This window comes from Olleya marilimosa CAM030, assembly GCF_000518485.1.
Taxonomy (GTDB): domain Bacteria; phylum Bacteroidota; class Bacteroidia; order Flavobacteriales; family Flavobacteriaceae; genus Olleya; species Olleya marilimosa.
This window is the reverse complement of sequence record NZ_JADR01000002.1, coordinates 184461-202866: the sequence shown is the minus strand read 5'-3', so window position 1 is coordinate 202866 and position 18406 is coordinate 184461. Positions and strand designations below refer to the sequence as shown.

The window sequence follows — 18406 nt, the reverse complement described above, 5'->3', positions numbered from 1 at the left end:
TCCCTTAAAATGAAAAAAAAGCAACAAGAGCAATTTTCTATTCAAAATATAATAGCAAAAGGTACTAAAATAGTAGGAGATTTTTTTAGTGAAGGAGACTTACGTGTGGATGGATTAATCGAAGGTAATGTTGAGGCGTCTGGTAAAGTAGTTATTGGTAAAGAAGGCGAAATAAAAGGGACTCTTAAATGTAGTAACGCTTATTTTGAAGGAAAGCTAACTGGAGCTTTAGAATTAACCGAAACCTTAACCTTAAAGTCTACAGCGCATATAGAAGGTGAAGTGGTCACACAAAAACTGGCTGTAGAGCCTGGAGCAACATTTAATGTATCGTGTGTTATGAAAACGACAGTAAAAGATATAAATGGCGGATCAAAAACAAAAAAAACAGCTTAATCCTTACATTAGGTTTACATCTATTGCCATACAAATGGGTTTAACCATTTGGTTAGGTAGCCAATTAGGTAATTGGTTGGATAGCAAATATGGCGATGGTAGTCAATTATATTTTAAAATAATGACGTTATTATCTGTTTTTATTGCAATGTACGCTGTAATCAAGCAAGTTGTTAAAATAACTAACGATCAAAAGACTAAAAATGAATAAACGTATACTATATGTAGTTGTAATAATATTAGTATTACTAGCAGTTGCTTACAACCTTCAAAATTATTTAACCCAAGACGTATTGCCTTACTCTTTACAAAAGCTATATTTATTTCATGGTATAGCAGTATTAATAGTATATCTAAGCATAGAGTTTATTTACGATAAAATGCCCAATCAAATCGGTGCAGCATACCTAACAATGATGTTTTTAAAAATAGGAATTTTCATACTATTGTTTAAATCCACGATATTTTCTGAGCAAGATTTAGCGATGCAACATCGTTTAGGCTTATTAATTCCATTTTTTTTATTTTTAATTGTTGAGACTGTTTGTATAGCCAAATTATTAAAAAGCAAGTAAGTGCTTGAAATAAAGAATAATAGTGACTATTAATACCTTAAAAAAAATCTAATTAAAAAAAGCGTTTACCTTTTTAAATTATTACTTACATTTGCACAAAATTTACAGACCATAAATTTATTAGTAACAAAAAGTATGATGTTGGCAAAAAAATCTATCAATTTTATAGCGATATTAGTTCTGACTTTATTTTCAGTGTCCTCTTACGGAAGCGATGTTAAGCAAGAGCCAGGAAATAAAGTGGATACTGCTCAAGAAATTAAAGAGTATATCGCACATCACTTAAAGGATTCTCATGATTTTCATTTGTTTACACACAATGAGTCTGGGACACACTATAGCTTTCCGTTGCCAGTAATCGTATGGACAAGTAATGGTTTAAAAACATTTATGTCTTCAGCATTTCACCATGATGATAGTGGAAGTGTAATAGTAGAAAAAGGAGACACACGTTTAGTAAAGCTACACAGTAAAATTTACGAGTTAGATAATGGCGCAACAACAGTAGCTTTTGATGATGCACACCATCCAACAAATGCACATAAAGTTATAGATTTTTCAATTACAAAATCTGTATTTGGAATGTTATTGACTGGAGTGTTAATGTTATTAGGTTTTACAGCGTTAGCAAGAGGTTATAAAAAAGGACACTCTGTGCCAAAAGGATTTAGTAGAGTTTTAGAGCCATTAGTAATATATGTTAGAGATGATATTGCTAAACCAAATATTGGAGAGAAAAAGTACCGTAAGTTTATGGGCTTTTTGTTAACTGTATTTTTCTTTATCTGGATATTAAACTTATTAGGGTTAACACCAATAGGGTTTAACGTAACAGGTCAAATTGCAGTAACTGCTTGTCTAGCAATTTTTACAGCAGTTATATATTTATTTAGCGGGAGTAAAGACTTTTGGAAACACACCTTATGGATGCCTGGTGTGCCAGTAATTTTACGTCCAATATTAGCAGTAATAGAGTTAGTAGGTTTTGTGTTAATTAAGCCTTTCTCATTATTAGTGCGTTTATTTGCAAACATGACTGCAGGCCACTTTGTGGTAATGAGCTTAATAGCATTAATGATTACTTTAAAAGAATCGTTTGGTGTTGTAGGATCGACAGGAATGTCTTTAGTGTTAGCATTATTTATTTCGGTTATCGAAATTTTAGTAGCCTTTTTACAAGCGTTTATTTTCACGATGTTATCATCGTTATTTATAGGAATGGCAGTTGAAGAACATGACCATCATTAATAAGAATTTGTTTAATTAATATTTATAAAACCAAATTAGTATGTACAATTTAATTGGAGCAGGATTAATCGTAATCGGTGGAGGAATCGGATTAGGTCAAATTGGAGGAAAAGCAATGGAAGGTATTGCTCGTCAACCAGAAGCAGCTGGAAAAATCCAAACTGCGATGATCATCATCGGAGCCTTATTAGAAGGTTTAGCATTCGGTGCATTAATCTTAGGGAAATAAAAATTTCCTAAAAACAAAAAAGAAACAGCTTTCTGCAACGGTTGGTTGCAGGAACTGTTTTAAATTAAACAAAACATTATTTAAGTAATCTATATTTTATGGAAGCTTTATTAAACGACTTTTCAGTAGGCTTATTCTTTATGCAAGCCATTATCTTAGTAATATTAATATTATTAATGAGAAAATTTGCATGGAAACCTATTCTAGACGCTTTACAAACTCGTGAAGACGGTATTCAAAATGCATTAGACTCAGCTGAAAATGCTAAGTTAGAAATGCAAAATCTTCAAGCAGATAACGAGAAGTTATTAAAAGAAGCACGTGCAGAACGTGAGTCTATGCTTAAAGAAGCAAGAGAGTTAAAAAATAAAATGATTGAAGACGCTAAAACAGAAGCTCAAGCTCAAGCAAACAACATGATTGCTCAAGCACAAGCAGCTATTGAAAGCGAAAAGAAATCAGCTATGGCAGAATTAAAAAATCACGTAGCAGGTTTATCTTTAGACATTGCAGAAAAAGTAGTGCGTCAAGAATTATCTAACAAAGACAAACAATTAGAGTTAGTTGAGTCTATGTTAAATGATGCTAAATTAAACTAAGTTTAAGTCATGGCAGGAGAAAGAGCAGCAATACGTTACGCAAAAGCAGTTTTAAGCTTAGCTACAGATAATAATACAACAGACGTTGTAAACAATGACATGGAGCTAATTAATAATACAGTAGCGCAAAGTAAAGATTTAAAAGATATGCTTTACAGTCCTGTAATTAGTTCTAGCATTAAAAAATCTGCATTATTAGAGGTTTTTAAAGGGATTAATCCAGCAACGGTAAACCTTATAGACACTCTTATTACAAATAAACGTACAGATTTATTACCAGAAGTAGCATCAAAGTTTATAACTTTATATGAGCAACAAAAAGGTAGTCAAATTGCAACCGTTACGACAGCAGTTCCTTTAACAGAAGCTTTAGAAGCTAAAGTTTTAGCTAAAGTTAAAGAACTTACAGGTAAAGATGCAGCAATAAAAAATATAGTAGATGAAAGCATTTTAGGTGGTTTCATTTTACGTGTTGGAGATACGCAGTATAATGCAAGTATCGCTAACCAATTAAGCAAGTTAAAAAGAGAATTTACAATAAACTAAGACTTACCCTGAGTTTGTCGAAGGGTCTAAATATCAATAAAGATGGCAGAAGTAAAACCAGCTGAAGTATCAGCAATCTTAAAACAACAACTTTCAGGTTTTGAAGCTAGCGCTTCATTAGACGAAGTTGGAACAGTATTAACAGTAGGTGATGGTATTGTACGTGCTTACGGATTAGCTAACGCACAATATGGTGAGTTAGTAGAATTCGATGGTGGTTTAGAAGGTATCGTACTTAACCTTGAAGAAGATAATGTAGGTATTGTACTTTTAGGAACTTCAGTAGGAGTTAGAGAAGGATCTACAGTAAAACGTACTAACCGTATTGCCTCTATTAAAGTAGGAGAAGGTATTGTTGGACGTGTTGTAGATACATTAGGTAACCCAATTGACGGAAAAGGACCAATCACTGGAACAACTTATGAGATGCCTTTAGAGCGTAAAGCACCTGGAGTTATTTACAGAGAGCCAGTAACTGAGCCATTACAAACAGGTATTAAAGCAATCGATGCTATGATCCCAGTTGGTAGAGGTCAACGTGAGCTAGTAATTGGTGACAGACAAACAGGTAAAACTGCAGTTTGTATTGATGCTATCTTAAATCAAAAAGAATTTTACGATGCAGGTGAGCCTGTATACTGTATATATGTTGCAGTTGGACAAAAAGCTTCAACAGTAGCGCTTATTGCTAAAACTTTAGAAGAAAAAGGAGCTTTAGCTTATACTACAATAGTAGCTGCAAATGCATCAGATCCTGCTGCAATGCAAGTTTATGCACCTTTTACAGGAGCATCTATTGGAGAGTATTTTAGAGATACTGGTAGACCAGCTTTAATTGTATTTGATGATTTATCAAAACAAGCAGTTGCTTACCGTGAGGTATCTTTATTATTACGTCGTCCACCAGGACGTGAGGCGTATCCTGGAGACGTTTTTTACTTACACTCTAGATTATTAGAGCGTTCTGCAAAAGTTATTAATAATGACGCTATTGCTAAAGAGATGAATGATTTACCAGAATCATTAAAACCAATCGTAAAAGGTGGTGGATCTTTAACTGCATTACCAATTATTGAAACACAAGCAGGTGACGTATCAGCATATATCCCAACTAACGTAATTTCTATTACAGATGGACAAATCTTCTTAGATGGAGATTTATTTAACTCTGGTGTACGTCCAGCAATTAACGTAGGTATTTCTGTATCTCGTGTTGGAGGTAACGCACAGATTAAATCAATGAAAAAAGTATCAGGTACTTTAAAGTTAGATCAAGCACAATATCGTGAGCTAGAAGCGTTTGCTAAGTTTGGTTCAGATTTAGATGCAGTAACTTTAAATGTAATTGAAAAAGGTAAACGTAACGTAGAGATCTTAAAGCAAGGTCAAAACGATCCATTTACTGTAGAGGATCAAGTAGCAATTATTTACGCTGGATCTAAAAACTTATTAAAAGACGTACCTGTAAATAAAATTAAAGAATTTGAAAGAGATTATCTTGAATTCTTAAATGCTAAGCACAGAGGTGTTTTAGATACTTTAAAAGCAGGTAAATTAACTGACGAGGTTACAGATACACTTATCGCTGTATGTAAAGATCTTTCAGCTAAATATAGAGCATAACAATTATAAATTTATAGTTATAGATTAGTCGTCTATAACTATAAATTTGAATTATTAAATTAATGTCACTCGGAGCATGTCGAAGAGTCTTTATAATATAAAGAATGGCTAATCTAAAAGAAATACGTAATAGAATATCTTCAGTATCTTCAACGATGCAGATTACTAGTGCCATGAAAATGGTATCTGCTGCTAAGTTAAAGAAAGCTCAAGATGCTATTACTGCTATGCGTCCTTATTCTGATAAGTTAACTGAACTTTTACAAAGTTTAAGTGCAACTTTAGATGAAGATGCTGGAAGTAAATTTGCAGAACAACGCGAGATTAACAACGTTTTAATTGTATCTATAACTTCTAATAGAGGTTTATGTGGTGCTTTTAATTCTAACATTATCAAGCAAACACAACACTTGATTTCTAATGTCTATGCAGGTAAAAAAGTATCTGTTTTAGCTATCGGAAAAAAAGCAAACGATGCATTTGCTAAAAAAGGAATCGTAATTGGTAACCAAAGTGCCATTTATGACGACTTAACCTTTAACAGTGTTGCAGACATTGCCGAAATGCTAATGGGTAAATTTACTAGAGGCGAATTTGATAAAATCGAAATCGTTTACAATAAATTTAAAAATGCAGCAACACAAGAAGTAATGACTGAACAGTTTTTACCAATTGTACCAATAGAAGGTGAAGCAGATAACAATTCTGATTATATCTTTGAACCATCTAAACTAGAAATAGTTGAAGAACTTATACCTAAGTCTTTAAAAACACAGTTATATAAAGGGATTAGAGATAGTTTTGCTTCAGAGCATGGTGCACGTATGACAGCAATGCATAAAGCAACTGACAATGCAACAGAGTTAAGAGATCAACTTAAATTGACTTACAACAAAGCACGTCAAGCTGCAATTACTAACGAAATTTTAGAGATTGTTGGTGGTGCAGAAGCATTAAATAACTAATACAATTTTTCTACTGTAGTAGAATGTTTTATACATTAAAACCTTATTCAAAATGGATAAGGTTTTTTTTATGGAATACCTTTTGATTAATTACCTTTATACAAATTCCTTTAATTATGAAATTTATACAATATTTAAGCGTTTCAATTTTAACTAGTTTTCTATTTATGCAATGCTCTAGCGCACAAAAACTTCAAAAGGAAGCAGCTTTCCAAACAGATAAAGCTTATTATCAAAAATGGGTAGCAGGTCTTAAAGATGGTGGCTCAGGTATAAATGTATTTATTCCTATGGCATCTAATCCTAAAAAATTAAAATTAGATAGTTTGTATTTTAGGGGACATAAGGTTACTTTAAACACCAAACCTAATTTTCCAGATTTATATATTGGACGTATCATAACTATTGCTAATCAACCTAAGGATTATAGTGTAGATACATCAGAGATTCCTTTTGATTTAAAGGATAATGAAGCAGTAGTTAGTTATACAGAAAATGGTACAATTAAGTACTTTAAGATTGAGAATTTAGTCGAAAAACAAATGGAGCAATACCCAAGTGCACCACCAAGAAATTTAAACAATAACTAACCAAACCTACTAACACAAAATGAGACCTACTTTAAAACCGATGGTTATAGCTTTAATAGTATTAACTGTTTTAAGCTGTAAACCCTCACAATATGCTTTTCAAAAAGATGCACCTTTAAACCTAACAAGAGCTTATTTTAATAATTGGACAACAGGTGTTAAGATTGGAAGCGTAGGAGTTAATGTTTATTTTGCTAATCTTATTCCTGAAAAAAATATAACAATAGATAGTGTTTACTTCAGAAAAATGAAGGGTAAACTTAAAGAAGGAAAAGGTTTGTACACCTCTAGACTTACAAAAAGATTGACCAATGCAGAGGATAATGCACTTACAACTACAGGTTTTTTTCCATTTAAGTTAGAAAATAGAGAGTGTGCTATTAGTTACATCCAGGATGGAGTGACAAAGTATTATAAAGTCAATTATTTAGACGAAAAAGAAGGCGTTTATTATCCTGATGGACCAACAGATAATTAATACTTTTTAAACTGTTTTAAAATCAATACATTTAAGCCTAATTTACTGATACATTGAGCGTACTAAAAAAGTTTTTTAAAGACACGATTATATATGGTTTAGCAACCGTATTACCTCGTCTAATGAATTTTGTCTTAGTGCCTCTTCATACAGGGAACTTAAAAACCACAAGCTTTTCTGACAACACAACCTTTTATATTTACGCTGCATTTTTTAATGTGTTGCTTACCTATGGAATGGAAACAGCTTTCTTTAGATTTTTTACAAAATCTAAAGAAAAAGATAAGATATTTTCTACGACGTTTATCAGTTTAGTTGTTACAACATTTTTGTTTTTAATAGCCATGTTGCTTTATAGTCATCAACTATCTAACATGTTTGGCATTTCTCAAAAGTATTTTAATTTATTAATTGGTGTTATTGTGTTAGACACATTGGTAGTGGCTCCTTTTGCGTATTTACGTGCAACAGGACGACCAATTAAATTTGCAGCCATAAAAATTAGTAACATATTAATTTATGTTTTACTTAATTATTTTTTCCTTTGGTGTATTCCAAAATTTGATTTGTCTTTTTCTTGGTATGATACTTCAGACTTAGTCCAATATATTTTTATAGCAAATTTGGCTGCAAGTGCTGTGACATTATTACTGTTGTTACCTTACTTTTTTAAAACCAAGCTTCACTTTAGTCTTACTATTTTCAAACAATTAATTAATTACGGTTGGCCAATTATGGTTGCTGGTTTAGCTTATGTTATTAATGAGAATTTTGATAAATGGGTCATTCCTAATTTATTAGACAAAGACATTAATGGTGCTTATAGTGGATGTTATAAAATAGCAATGTTTATGACTATTTTTATACAAGCCTTTAGGTTAGGTGCAGAGCCTTTTTTCTTTTCTCATGCAAAAGAAAAAAACGCAAAACAAACCTACGCTTTAATCATGAAGTATTTTGTAATAACAGGTAGCTTAATGCTTGTCTTTATTATAGCCTATTTAGATATTTTTAAAGCCATGTTAGTTACAGATTCTAATTATTGGCAAGCCATACAAATCGTACCAATAGTATTACTTGCTAATTTATGTTTAGGTATTTATTTTAACTTGGCTATTTGGTACAAACTTACTGATAAAACCAGATACGGAATGTACTTATCTATTGTTGGTGCAATTGTTACAATTGGTTTAAATATTACATTAATACCTGAATTTGGTTTTATAGCAGCAGCTTGGACAACCTTGGTAGCCTACGGAGTTATGATGATATTGTCTTATTTATTAGGTCAAAAGCATTATCCAGTACCTTATAATTTAAAGCAAATTTTAGGCTACTTATTTATGGCTGTAGCGTTATCTATTGTAGCATTAAATACAAAAGCCAACTATTACATTAATACTATTATAGTTTTAGTATTTTTGGGATTAATAGTTCTTTTTGAAAAGAAAGAAATAAAACGTTTATTAAAAAGAAATTAAACTAATCTGAAATTCAGGTTATACAGAAGCAAATAAACAATATGCAGATTAAAATTATTAATAAATCCAATCACGCATTGCCACACTATGAAACCATAGCGTCTGCAGGAATGGATTTAAGAGCCAATATTACAGACTCTATACTACTTAAGCCTTTACAGCGTACAATCGTTAAAACAGGCTTGTTTATAGAGTTACCAATAGGATTGGAAGCTCAAGTTAGACCAAGAAGTGGTCTAGCAGCAAAAAAAGGAATTACAGTACTTAATGCTCCAGGAACAATAGATGCAGATTATAGAGGAGAAATAGGTGTCATTTTAGTAAATCTTTCTAACGAAGATTTTATAATCCAAAATGGAGAACGTATTGCACAATTAGTAATTGCAAAACATGAACGTGCAGAATGGTTAGAAGTACAAACACTTTCTGAAACCGATAGAGGTGAAGGTGGTTTTGGTAGCACAGGCACAAAATAAAAAGTATTGAACACCAAAAATTCAATCTTAAAAAATAAAAATTTAGTTTAACAATAATAAGATTCCTGCTTAGGTAGGCATTTAATAACATGAAAATAATAGTTCCTATGGCAGGACGAGGTTCTCGTCTTAGACCACACAGTTTAACAGTTCCAAAACCTTTAATTCCAGTAGCAGGACAACCAATAGTACACAGATTGGTTAAAGACATTGCTAAAGTTTTAAATCAACCTATTACAGAGATTGCTTTTGTTTTAGGTGATCCAGCTTGGTTTGGTGATGATGTGGTATCTAGCCTAAAGGATTTAGCAAAAAGTTTAGGTGCTAAAGCGTCTATTTATAGACAAGACCAACCTTTAGGTACAGGTCACGCTATAATGTGTGCTAAGGACTCATTATCTGGTCCAGCAGTAATTGCATATGCAGACACGTTAATTAGGGCAGATTTTAATTTAGATCCAGATGCAGATGCAGTAATTTGGACCAAACAAGTAGACCAACCAGAAGCTTATGGCGTTGTAAAGCTAAACGGACAAAACGAAATTATTGAGCTTGTTGAAAAACCAGAACAATTTGTTAGCGATTTAGCAGTTATTGGTATCTATTACTTTAAAGAAGTAAGTCAACTTAAAGAGCAGCTTCAAACTGTTTTGGATAACAATATTATACATGGTGGAGAATACCAAATTAATGATGGTATTAAAGGGATGATGTCTGAAGGTAAAGTGTTTAAAACAGGTGTGGTTAGCGAGTGGATGGACTGCGGAAACAAAGCCATAACCTTAGAAACTAATCAACGTATGTTAGGCTTTTTAAAAGCAGATGGAGAAGAGCAATTAGTAGCAGACACGGTTAAAACCGAAAATGCAACCATTATTGAACCATGTTACATTGGTGACAACGTAGTACTTAAAAATACCACTATTGGACCATATGTTTCGGTTGGAAATAACTGTGTTATAGAAGACTCAACCGTTAAAAATAGCCTAATACAAAACCATACTACTATTAAAAATGCTAATTTAGACGAAGCTATGATTGGTAATCATGTTAAGTTTGATGGAAAATTCACCAAAATTAGTATAGGAGATTATTCTGTGTTAGAATAATTTTAAAGCAAAGCGAAGCGTCAAATTAATGAAAAAACAAAGTTACATACTACTTATTATATTAGGGATATTTCTATTTCCGCAGGTCAATACTGCGCAAATTGATTTTGATAAAAAACCTGACGATGATTTAGGAGATGTTTCAGACGCTTACCAAGAGTACTTTTTTGAAGCTTTAAAGCAAAAAGGAATAGAGAATTACCAACGTGCTGTAGATAACCTATTAAAGTGTATAGAAATTGACGATTCTGAAGCTATTTTATATTTTGAGTTAGGTAAAAACTACAATAATCTTAAAAATTTTGGTGCAGCAGAGGATGCGCTAAAAACAGCTGTTAACAAAATTCCTGATAACGAGTGGTTTTTGGATGAATTGTATAGTACCTATATTCATCAAAAAGAATATAAAAAAGCCATAAAAACAGTAAGGCAGTTAGTTAAATATCATCCAGATTATAAAGAAGATCTGGCTAATATATATATGCAAACTGGTGATTTTAAAGAAGCACTAAAAATTTTAGATGAACTTGATGACGAGTTAGGAATAAACAAGGATCGTGACATTTTACGAAACCGAATTTATAACGCGACAGGTCGTAAAAAAGATCAAATAGAAAACCTAGAAGATCGTGTGGATAAAAATCCAGAATCTGAAGATACTTATTTACGACTTATTTATCGTTACAGTGAAAGTGGAGAGACCAAAAAAGCGTTTGAAACTGCCAAAAAATTATTGGAAGTCAATCCAAAATCAGAGCTAGTACATTTAGCTTTATATAAGTTTTATTTAGAAGCAGGACAAAACGAAAAGGCTATACAATCCATGAAAATTGCGTTGCAAAGCTCGCAAATTAACCCAGAATCTAAAATCAAGGTATTGGCAGATTTTGTAAAGTTTGTAAGCATAAATCAACAATACGAGCAGGATTTGGTAGAAGTCACCTCTATGCTTACAAAAATAGAATCTAGCGGAAAAACTTTGGTAGAGTTGGCACAGTATTATTTATTAAAAGGTGAAAAACAAAAAGCGCTTAACTTTTACGAGCAAGCGTTACAGAAGGAAGAAGAAAACTTTGGTATTTTACGAAACATAATTTTGCTTCACATAGACTTATCACAGTTTGATCAAGCACATCAAAAAAGTGAAGAAGGTTTAGAGGTTTTTCCATCACAACCCGTTTTATATTTAGCAAATGGTGTCGCTTTAAATTATTTAAATCGTCCTAAAGATGCTATAAATAGCCTAGAAATTGGTGTGGATTATATAATTGAAGACCCAAAAATGGAGATTGATTTTTACAAACAGTTAGCCAAAGCTTACACTGCTACTAACAATTTTTCTAAAGCAAAAACGTTTACAGATAAAGCAAAAAAACTAGAAGGTTTAAACTAATGGCATTTAAAACACGCATATCTTTTGTAATACTATTAATCACTATGGTAGTATCTGGCTGTAAAGGGTCTAAAACTCTAGTGACTAATGGAACGGTAGACACTAAACTATCAGTCAAACAACTTATTAAAAATAGTACAAAAGCTAATATTGATTTTACGTCTTTAACAGGAAAGCTAAAAGTAGATTACACACAAAATCAAAAATCAAAAGGTGTGTCTTTAAGCTTTAGAATGGAGAAAGATAAAACCATTTGGATGAGTTATTTAGGGATTGCTAAAGTACTTATTACGCCAGCAAGAGTTGCCTTTTATAACAAATGGGATAATACTTATTTTGATGGCGATTTTGCTTATTTAAGTAACCTATTAGGTACAGATTTAGATTTTAGTAAAGTACAAAATATGCTATTAGGTCAATCGCTTTTTGACTTAAACGATGATAAATACAACCTGTCAGCTAATGACAAATCCTATATTTTACAACCTAAAAAACAACGCGAGTTGTTCGAGTTGTTTTTATTTGTAAACCCGTCGCATTTTAAAATGGACGCTCAAGAAATATCTCAACCAAGTGACAAGCGCATTTTACATATTGATTATTTAGCTTATCAAAAAGTAGACGACAAAACCTTACCAGAACTAACCAAAATACTAGCAATAGAAGATGAAGAGCAATTGGAAATTAATCTAGAGCTTAAGTCTGTAAAATTAAATGAAGACGTACGTTTTCCATTTACTATACCTTCTGGCTATAAAAAAATAGAATTGTAATTTATGAAGTATCGTCAATTACTGTTATTAGTTTCTTTTTTTGCAATATTGGGCACAACTTCCGCTTTAGCGCAAAAAAATAAAATAGATCAATTAGAGGCTAAACGTATTGAAATTAAAAACCAAATAAAGCAAATCAATGCTTTACTGTTTCAAAACCAGTCCAAGCAAAAAAGCCAAACGACACTTATTGAAGACTTAAATTACAAATTAAGCGTAAGACGTAACCTGATTAAGGTTACCAACCAACAAGCTAATTTGATTAACAGAGAAATTGCTGTAAACCAAAAAAAAATATCTGGATTACGTGATGAGTTGGTTATTTTAAAGGACAATTACGCTAAAACAATTTTGAATACGTACAAAAATAAAAGCAGCCAAAGTCGTGTTATGTTTTTATTGTCTTCAAACAATTTTAGACAAGCTTATAAGCGTTTACAGTACATGAATCAGTACTCTAAATATCAAAAGCAACAAGGAGAAAACATCAAAGAAAAAGCATTAAAACTTCAAAATTTAAACCTTGAACTTGGTAAGCAAAAAGCAGCTAAAGATAAGTTGATTGCAGAAAACAGAGAGGTGCAAAAAGCTTTGGAGGAAGACATGAAGCAGCATGAATCCATCATGGCTTCTATTAAAAAAGATTTAAATAAGTATGCTGCTCAGATTAAAGAAAAGCAACAAGAAGCCAGAGAGGTTGATCGAGAAATTGATCGTATTATTAAAGAGGCTATTGCAAATTCTAACAAAAAAGCTGGCACAAAAACCACAACAATTAAAGCGTCTAGCACGTTTGCTTTAACTCCGGAAGCAAAAATATTGGCAGCCGATTTTTTAAGTAATAAAGGTAAATTAGTTTGGCCTGTAGAAAAAGGTTTGGTTAAAGTTAAATATGGTGTTCAACGTCATCCAACAGATGCGTCACTAACTATAAATAGTAGTGGTGTACGTATTGCTACAGAGCAAAATGCTATTGTTAGATCTGTTTTTAAAGGAGAGGTTTTAAAAATTATAATTCAAAAAAGGGGTAATCCTACGGTTTTAATAAAGCATGGTAATTACATCTCTGCGTACCATAATTTAAAGAAAATATCCGTTAAAACAGGAGATAAAATAGTCACTAAACAAGAAATAGGAGAGGTATTTACTAATAGTGAAGGCGAAACACTTTTATGGTTTAGTTTGTATAAAAATGATGCTTCAGTGGATCCAGCAGAATGGATTTATAAGATGTAAAAAAAGTTTAAATTGTATTGTTAGATATAAATAATAAAAAACCCAATGCAAAGCATTGGGTTTTTTATTTAATGTTATTCAAACAAAGCTTTAAGCTCTGTAGCATCGTTTGGTTTAATTTTTCCTGCTAGTAGTAAGCTTAATTGTTTACGTCTTAAGGCAGCAGCAAAACGTTCTTTTTCTAAGTCAGTTTCTGGGATTAATTCTGGTATTGCAACTGGTGTTCCAGTTTCATCCACTGCAACAAAAGTATAAATAGCTTCGTTAGCTTTAGATCGGTTTCCAGACTCTCTGTCTTCTACCCAAACATCAATAAATATTTCCATTGAGGTTTTAAAGGCTCTAGATACTTTAGCTTCAACTGTAACAACACTTCCTAAAGGGACTGCTTTGTTAAAGGCTACGTGATTTACAGAGGCTGTAACAACAATACGTCTTGAGTGTCGTCTTGCGCTAATACTTGCTGCACGATCCATTCTAGCTAGTAATTCGCCACCAAAAAGGTTGTTTAAAGGATTAGTTTCACTTGGTAAAACTAAATCTGTCATTACGGTTCTAGAGTGTTCAGCTGTTCTTGCGTTCATCATAATTTTTTCTTTTCAGGCGCAAAGGTAAACTGATTTTAAGATTTAGTTAGTGCATTTTAGAATAAATTAAGAATTAAAAAACCTCGTAAATTTACACTTACGAGGTTTTTGGTATACTTAATGGCTTAGTTTTAGTCCAAAGACTTAATTAATAACCAAGCGTCTTTATTCTGTTCTGTTCTTATACTGTTTAAAGCATTATTAGCCTCTTCTCTGGACGTATAACTTGCATAGGCTACTTGATGTAGACCATACTGGTTTACACCAATTTTACGTGCTTTAAAACCTTGTTCTTGCAATTCTGCAACTTTTTTATCAGAGTTTTCTTCGACTCTAAAAGCACCAGCAACAATATGATAGTTACCTGTTTGCTTATTTACATTTAAAGTAATAGCAGGTAATGGGTTGCTAATTACAAAAGTAGCTTCTTGTATTTGGCTATCTAATTGTGTATTTGCCTCTTCTTGTGCAATTTGGTTGTGTTGCGCTACTGTATTAACGTAGTTATTAAAACCAAAACCAGCTAAGCCTAAAGCAACAACTGCAATAGCAGCATACTTAAGGTATGATTTGCTTTGACGTTTTTCTGGTGTTACCGCAATTGGGATAACACGCTCAATGGTTTCGGCTTCTTCTTTGTAAACAACTCTAGTTACTGCAGGAGATACAAACTGTGATAAACCAAAAGCATCAGTTAAATAATTTAAATGGTAAGATGGATTAAATTCTATTTTACCTTCATTATTTAAAATTAACTCACCAATGTTTTCAAAACTTAACGTTTCACCTTCAACTAAATAAGACTTTAAAGACTTAACACGTTTAGATAGGTTTTGTGCAGCAGTTTCAAAAGGTATTTTTTCAATATCTGCTATATAACGCACTAATAAACCGTCGTTATTTTGTATTTGCTCGTTAAAAGACAATTGCTTTTTAGGAGGATAAAAGGCATTGGTACTATCGTGTACTTGCGCAGATTGACGTTGTGTTAAAAACGATCCAAATTCTGGAACCGTAACACAATCATATCTGTATAATAAATCGCTTATGTAATGTTCTAATTGCATAGTAACAAAGTTAGAAAATTTTAAAAACCAAGAAAATTTAGTGTGTATTAGTTATTAACAGACTTAAATTTCTTTTCTTGTAGTTTCAAAATCAGTGCAATAAAAAATGAATGACGACCAATTACGCTATATTTTAGCCTTACAACACGTCTCTAAAATAGGAGATACTACCGCAAAAAAGCTAATTAACCATTGCGGAAGTGCAGAAGCTGTGTTTAAAGAAAAGAAACAAAACCTTTTAAAAATTGATGGTATAGGCGAAATTATTTTAAGTGAATTATATCAATCTAGTCATTTTGAAGAAGCAGATAAAGAACTAAAATTTATTAAAGACGAAAACCTAAAACATCACGTATTTACTGACCCAACATATCCATCAAACTTAAAACATTGCATTGATAGTCCTATAGTTTTGTTTGAAAGCGGAAACATTAACCTTAATAATAAACATATTATTAGTATTGTTGGAGCTAGAAAAATCACCACATCAGGTATTGCATTTTGTGAAAAATTAATTGAAGAGTTAGCCATATATAAACCAATTATAATTTCGGGATTTGCTTATGGTACAGATATTACAGCACATAAAGCTGCCATTAAAAATAAATTACAAACTATAGGTTGTTTAGCACATGGTTTAAACCAAATTTATCCAAAAGTGCATAAAAAGTACGTTGCAGAAGTTGAAAACAATGGAGGTTTTTTTACTGACTTTTGGAGTAGTGATACTTTTGATCGAAATAATTTTTTAAAAAGAAACCGCATTATTGCAGGTATAAGTCAAGCAACCATAGTTATTGAGTCTGCAGAAAAAGGCGGAAGTCTGGTTACAGCAGATATTGCAAACTCATATAACAGAGATGTGTTTGCAGTCCCTGGACGTGTCACAGATAGTCAAAGCGTTGGTTGTAATAATTTAATAAAACAACAAAAAGCACATTTGTTATCTACACCTTTAGATGTGCCTTATATTTTAAACTGGCAATTGGAAAACTTACAAAAACCACCTGTACAAAAGCAGTTGTTTATTGAGTTAGATCCTGATGAAAAGGTTGTGTATAATTACCTAAAAGACAATAATAAGGCTTTGCTAGATAGTATTGCTATTAATTGTAATATGCCAACCTATAAACTAGCTGGCACATTACTTAATATGGAATTAAAAGGCGTGGTTAGACCACTTCCTGGAAAATTGTTTGAGGTTATTTAGATATTATATTAATACCCAACTTTAGCTCTAACTCTTGCTAATACATCATTAGCAATTTTTCTAGCTTTTTCAGCTCCTTTTTCTAAAGCAGCATCTACTTCATGTAAGTTAGCCATATAATGGTTGTAACGCTCACGTTCAGTTTTAAAAGTAGTTAAGATTAATTCGTATAATGCTTGTTTAGCATGACCATAACCATAATTACCGTTTTCGTAATTAGCTTTCATGGTTTCAATTTCGCTCTCTGAGGCTAATAATTTATATAAAGCAAAACAATTGCAAGTTGACCAATCTTTAGGGTCTTCTAATGCTGTACTATCGGTTTCGATAGTCATAATTTGCTTGCGTAATTTTTTTTCTGGTAAAAAGATATTAATAGTGTTTCCTTTACTCTTGCTCATTTTTGCACCATCAGTACCAGGAATTAACATGTTGCTTTCTTGGATTTTCCCTTCAGGTATAACAAATGTTTCGCCTAATTTAGCATGAAATCTAGAAGCTACATCTCGTGTCATTTCTATATGTTGCAATTGATCTTTTCCAACAGGAATTATATTTGCATCATACAATAAAATATCTGCTGCCATTAACATTGGATAGGTAAATAATCCAACGTTTACATCCTCTAAACGGTCTGCTTTGTCCTTAAAACTATGTGCTAAAGTCAAACGTTGAAATGGAAAAAAGCAACTTAAATACCAGGCTAATTCAGTAGTTTGTGGGATATCACTTTGCTTGTAAAACACAGTTTTTTCAATGTCTAATCCTAAAGCCATCCATGTAGCAGCTGTAGAGTAAGTGTTGTTTCTAAGTGTCTCAGCATCTTTAATTTGTGTTAAAGAGTGCATGTCTGCTATAAATAAAAACGACTCGTTTTTTGCATCATTAGCTAATGCAATTGCAGGACGCAATGCTCCCATTATATTACCAAAATGTGGTGTTCCTGTACTTTGTATTCCTGTAAGTATTCTTGACATAATTATTAGGCTATTCTATTAAGCAAAGGTACTTTTTTTAGTAGAATACCTCAATTAATTTAGTTAGTTTTGACAGCAAATGATAGTATTTAAGTATATTTTTTGGGTATTATATCGTATTTGGTTCTACATATTAGTAACAATACCAATTATAATCCTATTTCCGTTATTGATTGTTTCTATATTAAAAGAATCTTGGTATCCTTATTTTTTCAAATTAGCTCGTATTTGGGCTAGATTTATTTTAATAGGTATGGGATTGCCAACTAAAATAGAGTATTTGCAAAAACCAGAACGTAACAAAAGCTATATGTTTATTGGTAATCATACCTCTATGCTAGATATTATGTTAATGTTGGTTACTGTTAAAAATCCTTTTGTTTTTGTTGGTAAAGCGGAGTTGGCAAAAATACCTTTGTTTGGTTTTTTTTATAAAAGAACATGCATATTGGTGGATAGAAGTAGTGCTAAAAGTAGACAAGCAGTTTTTTTAAGAGCGCAAAGACGATTAAAACAAGGGTTAAGCATTTGTATTTTTCCTGAAGGCTTAGTCCCAGAAGAACATATAATTTTAGACGAGTTTAAAGATGGTGCTTTCCGTTTAGCTATAAACCATAAAACGCCTATTGTACCAATAACTTTTGCAGATAACAAAAAACGTTTTTCTTATACTTTTTTTAGTGGTGGACCAGGAGTGTTAAGAGCTAAAGTACACCATTTTATTCCTACAAGCGATTTAACTATACAAGATACTAAGGCTTTAAATAAAAAGTCTAGAGACATTATTTTAAAGCAATTAGAGGTTTATATCGCATAAAAAAAAGCTGCTCTTGGCACAGAGCAGCTCT

At 32.1% G+C, this 18406-nt stretch carries 22 protein-coding genes; 19 read left to right on the top strand and 3 right to left on the bottom strand.

What is annotated here, in order from left to right; translation table 11 throughout:
• Positions 1 to 9 precede the first annotated feature (9 nt).
• From M890_RS0104925 to M890_RS0104845, 17 genes are all read left to right on the top strand, one after another.
• Positions 10 to 396 carry a bactofilin family protein gene (locus M890_RS0104925; RefSeq protein WP_051437449.1) on the top strand — a complete coding sequence of 129 codons (387 nt, stop codon included), beginning with the start codon at positions 10 to 12 and terminating at the stop codon, positions 394 to 396.
• Positions 365 to 607 carry an AtpZ/AtpI family protein gene (locus tag M890_RS0104920; RefSeq protein WP_028282465.1) on the top strand — a complete coding sequence of 81 codons (243 nt, stop codon included), beginning with the start codon at positions 365 to 367 and terminating at the stop codon, positions 605 to 607. The genes M890_RS0104925 and M890_RS0104920 overlap by 32 nt, the downstream gene beginning before the upstream one ends.
• Positions 600 to 971 (top strand): DUF6168 family protein, encoded by a 372-nt coding sequence (locus M890_RS0104915; protein ID WP_051437448.1) that lies wholly within the window; start codon positions 600 to 602, stop codon positions 969 to 971. Before M890_RS0104920 ends, M890_RS0104915 begins: the two co-directional genes overlap by 8 nt.
• Positions 972 to 1106: 135 nt before the next feature.
• Positions 1107 to 2219 (top strand): F0F1 ATP synthase subunit A, encoded by a 1113-nt coding sequence (gene atpB / locus M890_RS0104910; protein WP_028282463.1) that lies wholly within the window; start codon positions 1107 to 1109, stop codon positions 2217 to 2219.
• A 40-nt stretch (positions 2220 to 2259) separates the two neighbouring features.
• The gene (gene atpE, locus M890_RS0104905) at positions 2260 to 2448 is read left to right on the top strand and encodes an ATP synthase F0 subunit C (protein ID WP_004569351.1); all 189 of its coding nucleotides are present in this window, start codon (positions 2260 to 2262) and stop codon (positions 2446 to 2448) included.
• Positions 2449 to 2546: 98 nt separating this feature from the next.
• Positions 2547 to 3047: a F0F1 ATP synthase subunit B gene (locus tag M890_RS0104900; RefSeq protein ID WP_028282462.1), complete on the top strand. Its 501-nt coding sequence runs from the start codon at positions 2547 to 2549 to the stop codon at positions 3045 to 3047.
• Between the two features lie 9 nt (positions 3048 to 3056).
• Complete coding sequence (gene atpH, locus M890_RS0104895; protein WP_028282461.1) at positions 3057 to 3593, top strand: ATP synthase F1 subunit delta; 537 nt, start codon at positions 3057 to 3059, stop codon at positions 3591 to 3593.
• A gap of 42 nt (positions 3594 to 3635) precedes the next feature.
• Entirely contained in the window at positions 3636 to 5216 is a 1581-nt protein-coding gene (gene atpA, locus M890_RS0104890; RefSeq protein WP_028282460.1) for a F0F1 ATP synthase subunit alpha, read from the top strand.
• Between the two features lie 104 nt (positions 5217 to 5320).
• The gene (gene atpG, locus M890_RS0104885; protein ID WP_028282459.1) at positions 5321 to 6181 is read left to right on the top strand and encodes an ATP synthase F1 subunit gamma; all 861 of its coding nucleotides are present in this window, start codon (positions 5321 to 5323) and stop codon (positions 6179 to 6181) included.
• A gap of 116 nt (positions 6182 to 6297) precedes the next feature.
• A complete protein-coding gene (locus M890_RS0104880; protein ID WP_028282458.1) occupies positions 6298 to 6771 on the top strand; it encodes a hypothetical protein in 474 nt (157 codons plus the stop codon).
• Between the two features lie 19 nt (positions 6772 to 6790).
• Complete coding sequence (locus M890_RS0104875) at positions 6791 to 7249, top strand: hypothetical protein (RefSeq protein WP_028282457.1); 459 nt, start codon at positions 6791 to 6793, stop codon at positions 7247 to 7249.
• 53 nt (positions 7250 to 7302) lie between these two features.
• Positions 7303 to 8730 (top strand): oligosaccharide flippase family protein, encoded by a 1428-nt coding sequence (locus M890_RS0104870; protein WP_028282456.1) that lies wholly within the window; start codon positions 7303 to 7305, stop codon positions 8728 to 8730.
• Between the two features lie 41 nt (positions 8731 to 8771).
• The gene (dut, locus tag M890_RS0104865) at positions 8772 to 9206 is read left to right on the top strand and encodes a dUTP diphosphatase (RefSeq protein WP_028282455.1); all 435 of its coding nucleotides are present in this window, start codon (positions 8772 to 8774) and stop codon (positions 9204 to 9206) included.
• An 89-nt stretch (positions 9207 to 9295) separates the two neighbouring features.
• Complete coding sequence (locus M890_RS0104860; RefSeq protein ID WP_028282454.1) at positions 9296 to 10315, top strand: sugar phosphate nucleotidyltransferase; 1020 nt, start codon at positions 9296 to 9298, stop codon at positions 10313 to 10315.
• A 28-nt stretch (positions 10316 to 10343) separates the two neighbouring features.
• Positions 10344 to 11708 (top strand): tetratricopeptide repeat protein, encoded by a 1365-nt coding sequence (locus tag M890_RS0104855; protein ID WP_028282453.1) that lies wholly within the window; start codon positions 10344 to 10346, stop codon positions 11706 to 11708.
• The gene (locus M890_RS0104850) at positions 11708 to 12481 is read left to right on the top strand and encodes a lipoprotein insertase outer membrane protein LolB1 (protein WP_028282452.1); all 774 of its coding nucleotides are present in this window, start codon (positions 11708 to 11710) and stop codon (positions 12479 to 12481) included. Before M890_RS0104855 ends, M890_RS0104850 begins: the two co-directional genes overlap by 1 nt.
• 3 nt (positions 12482 to 12484) lie before the next feature.
• Positions 12485 to 13717 (top strand): murein hydrolase activator EnvC family protein, encoded by a 1233-nt coding sequence (locus tag M890_RS0104845; protein ID WP_028282451.1) that lies wholly within the window; start codon positions 12485 to 12487, stop codon positions 13715 to 13717.
• A 74-nt stretch (positions 13718 to 13791) separates the two neighbouring features.
• Here the strand turns inward: M890_RS0104845 and M890_RS0104840 are convergent, their stop codons facing one another.
• Positions 13792 to 14301 (bottom strand): acyl-CoA thioesterase, encoded by a 510-nt coding sequence (locus M890_RS0104840; protein WP_028282450.1) that lies wholly within the window; start codon positions 14299 to 14301, stop codon positions 13792 to 13794.
• A gap of 134 nt (positions 14302 to 14435) precedes the next feature.
• Positions 14436 to 15371 carry an HU domain-containing protein gene (locus M890_RS0104835; RefSeq protein WP_028282449.1) on the bottom strand — a complete coding sequence of 312 codons (936 nt, stop codon included), beginning with the start codon at positions 15369 to 15371 and terminating at the stop codon, positions 14436 to 14438.
• A 106-nt stretch (positions 15372 to 15477) separates the two neighbouring features.
• Between M890_RS0104835 and dprA the strand changes: the two genes are divergently transcribed.
• Entirely contained in the window at positions 15478 to 16581 is a 1104-nt protein-coding gene (gene dprA / locus M890_RS0104830; RefSeq protein WP_028282448.1) for a DNA-processing protein DprA, read from the top strand.
• Between the two features lie 8 nt (positions 16582 to 16589).
• On the opposite strand, the gene trpS is transcribed toward dprA, so the two are convergent.
• Positions 16590 to 17558: a tryptophan--tRNA ligase gene (gene trpS / locus M890_RS0104825; RefSeq protein ID WP_028282447.1), complete on the bottom strand. Its 969-nt coding sequence runs from the start codon at positions 17556 to 17558 to the stop codon at positions 16590 to 16592.
• 79 nt (positions 17559 to 17637) lie between these two features.
• Here trpS and M890_RS0104820 point away from each other — a divergent pair, with 79 nt between their 5' ends.
• Positions 17638 to 18375, top strand: coding sequence for a lysophospholipid acyltransferase family protein (locus M890_RS0104820; protein ID WP_028282446.1), 738 nt, complete (start codon positions 17638 to 17640; stop codon positions 18373 to 18375).
• The last annotated feature ends 31 nt before the right edge of the window (positions 18376 to 18406 follow it).

Coding starts and splice junctions, on each gene's coding strand:
- dut (WP_028282455.1), top strand. CDS start 8,772: ATGCAGATTAAAATTATTAATAAATCCAATCACGCATTGCCACACTAT.
- atpB (WP_028282463.1), top strand. CDS start 1,107: ATGATGTTGGCAAAAAAATCTATCAATTTTATAGCGATATTAGTTCTG.
- M890_RS0104850 (WP_028282452.1), top strand. CDS start 11,708: ATGGCATTTAAAACACGCATATCTTTTGTAATACTATTAATCACTATG.
- M890_RS0104880 (WP_028282458.1), top strand. CDS start 6,298: ATGAAATTTATACAATATTTAAGCGTTTCAATTTTAACTAGTTTTCTA.
- M890_RS0104835 (WP_028282449.1), bottom strand. CDS start 15,371: ATGCAATTAGAACATTACATAAGCGATTTATTATACAGATATGATTGT.
- atpE (WP_004569351.1), top strand. CDS start 2,260: ATGTACAATTTAATTGGAGCAGGATTAATCGTAATCGGTGGAGGAATC.
- M890_RS0104845 (WP_028282451.1), top strand. CDS start 12,485: ATGAAGTATCGTCAATTACTGTTATTAGTTTCTTTTTTTGCAATATTG.
- M890_RS0104860 (WP_028282454.1), top strand. CDS start 9,296: ATGAAAATAATAGTTCCTATGGCAGGACGAGGTTCTCGTCTTAGACCA.
- M890_RS0104925 (WP_051437449.1), top strand. CDS start 10: ATGAAAAAAAAGCAACAAGAGCAATTTTCTATTCAAAATATAATAGCA.
- M890_RS0104875 (WP_028282457.1), top strand. CDS start 6,791: ATGAGACCTACTTTAAAACCGATGGTTATAGCTTTAATAGTATTAACT.
- dprA (WP_028282448.1), top strand. CDS start 15,478: ATGAATGACGACCAATTACGCTATATTTTAGCCTTACAACACGTCTCT.
- atpH (WP_028282461.1), top strand. CDS start 3,057: ATGGCAGGAGAAAGAGCAGCAATACGTTACGCAAAAGCAGTTTTAAGC.
- M890_RS0104820 (WP_028282446.1), top strand. CDS start 17,638: ATGATAGTATTTAAGTATATTTTTTGGGTATTATATCGTATTTGGTTC.
- trpS (WP_028282447.1), bottom strand. CDS start 17,558: ATGTCAAGAATACTTACAGGAATACAAAGTACAGGAACACCACATTTT.
- M890_RS0104840 (WP_028282450.1), bottom strand. CDS start 14,301: ATGAACGCAAGAACAGCTGAACACTCTAGAACCGTAATGACAGATTTA.
- M890_RS0104855 (WP_028282453.1), top strand. CDS start 10,344: ATGAAAAAACAAAGTTACATACTACTTATTATATTAGGGATATTTCTA.
- M890_RS0104920 (WP_028282465.1), top strand. CDS start 365: ATGGCGGATCAAAAACAAAAAAAACAGCTTAATCCTTACATTAGGTTT.
- M890_RS0104900 (WP_028282462.1), top strand. CDS start 2,547: ATGGAAGCTTTATTAAACGACTTTTCAGTAGGCTTATTCTTTATGCAA.
- atpA (WP_028282460.1), top strand. CDS start 3,636: ATGGCAGAAGTAAAACCAGCTGAAGTATCAGCAATCTTAAAACAACAA.
- atpG (WP_028282459.1), top strand. CDS start 5,321: ATGGCTAATCTAAAAGAAATACGTAATAGAATATCTTCAGTATCTTCA.
- M890_RS0104915 (WP_051437448.1), top strand. CDS start 600: ATGAATAAACGTATACTATATGTAGTTGTAATAATATTAGTATTACTA.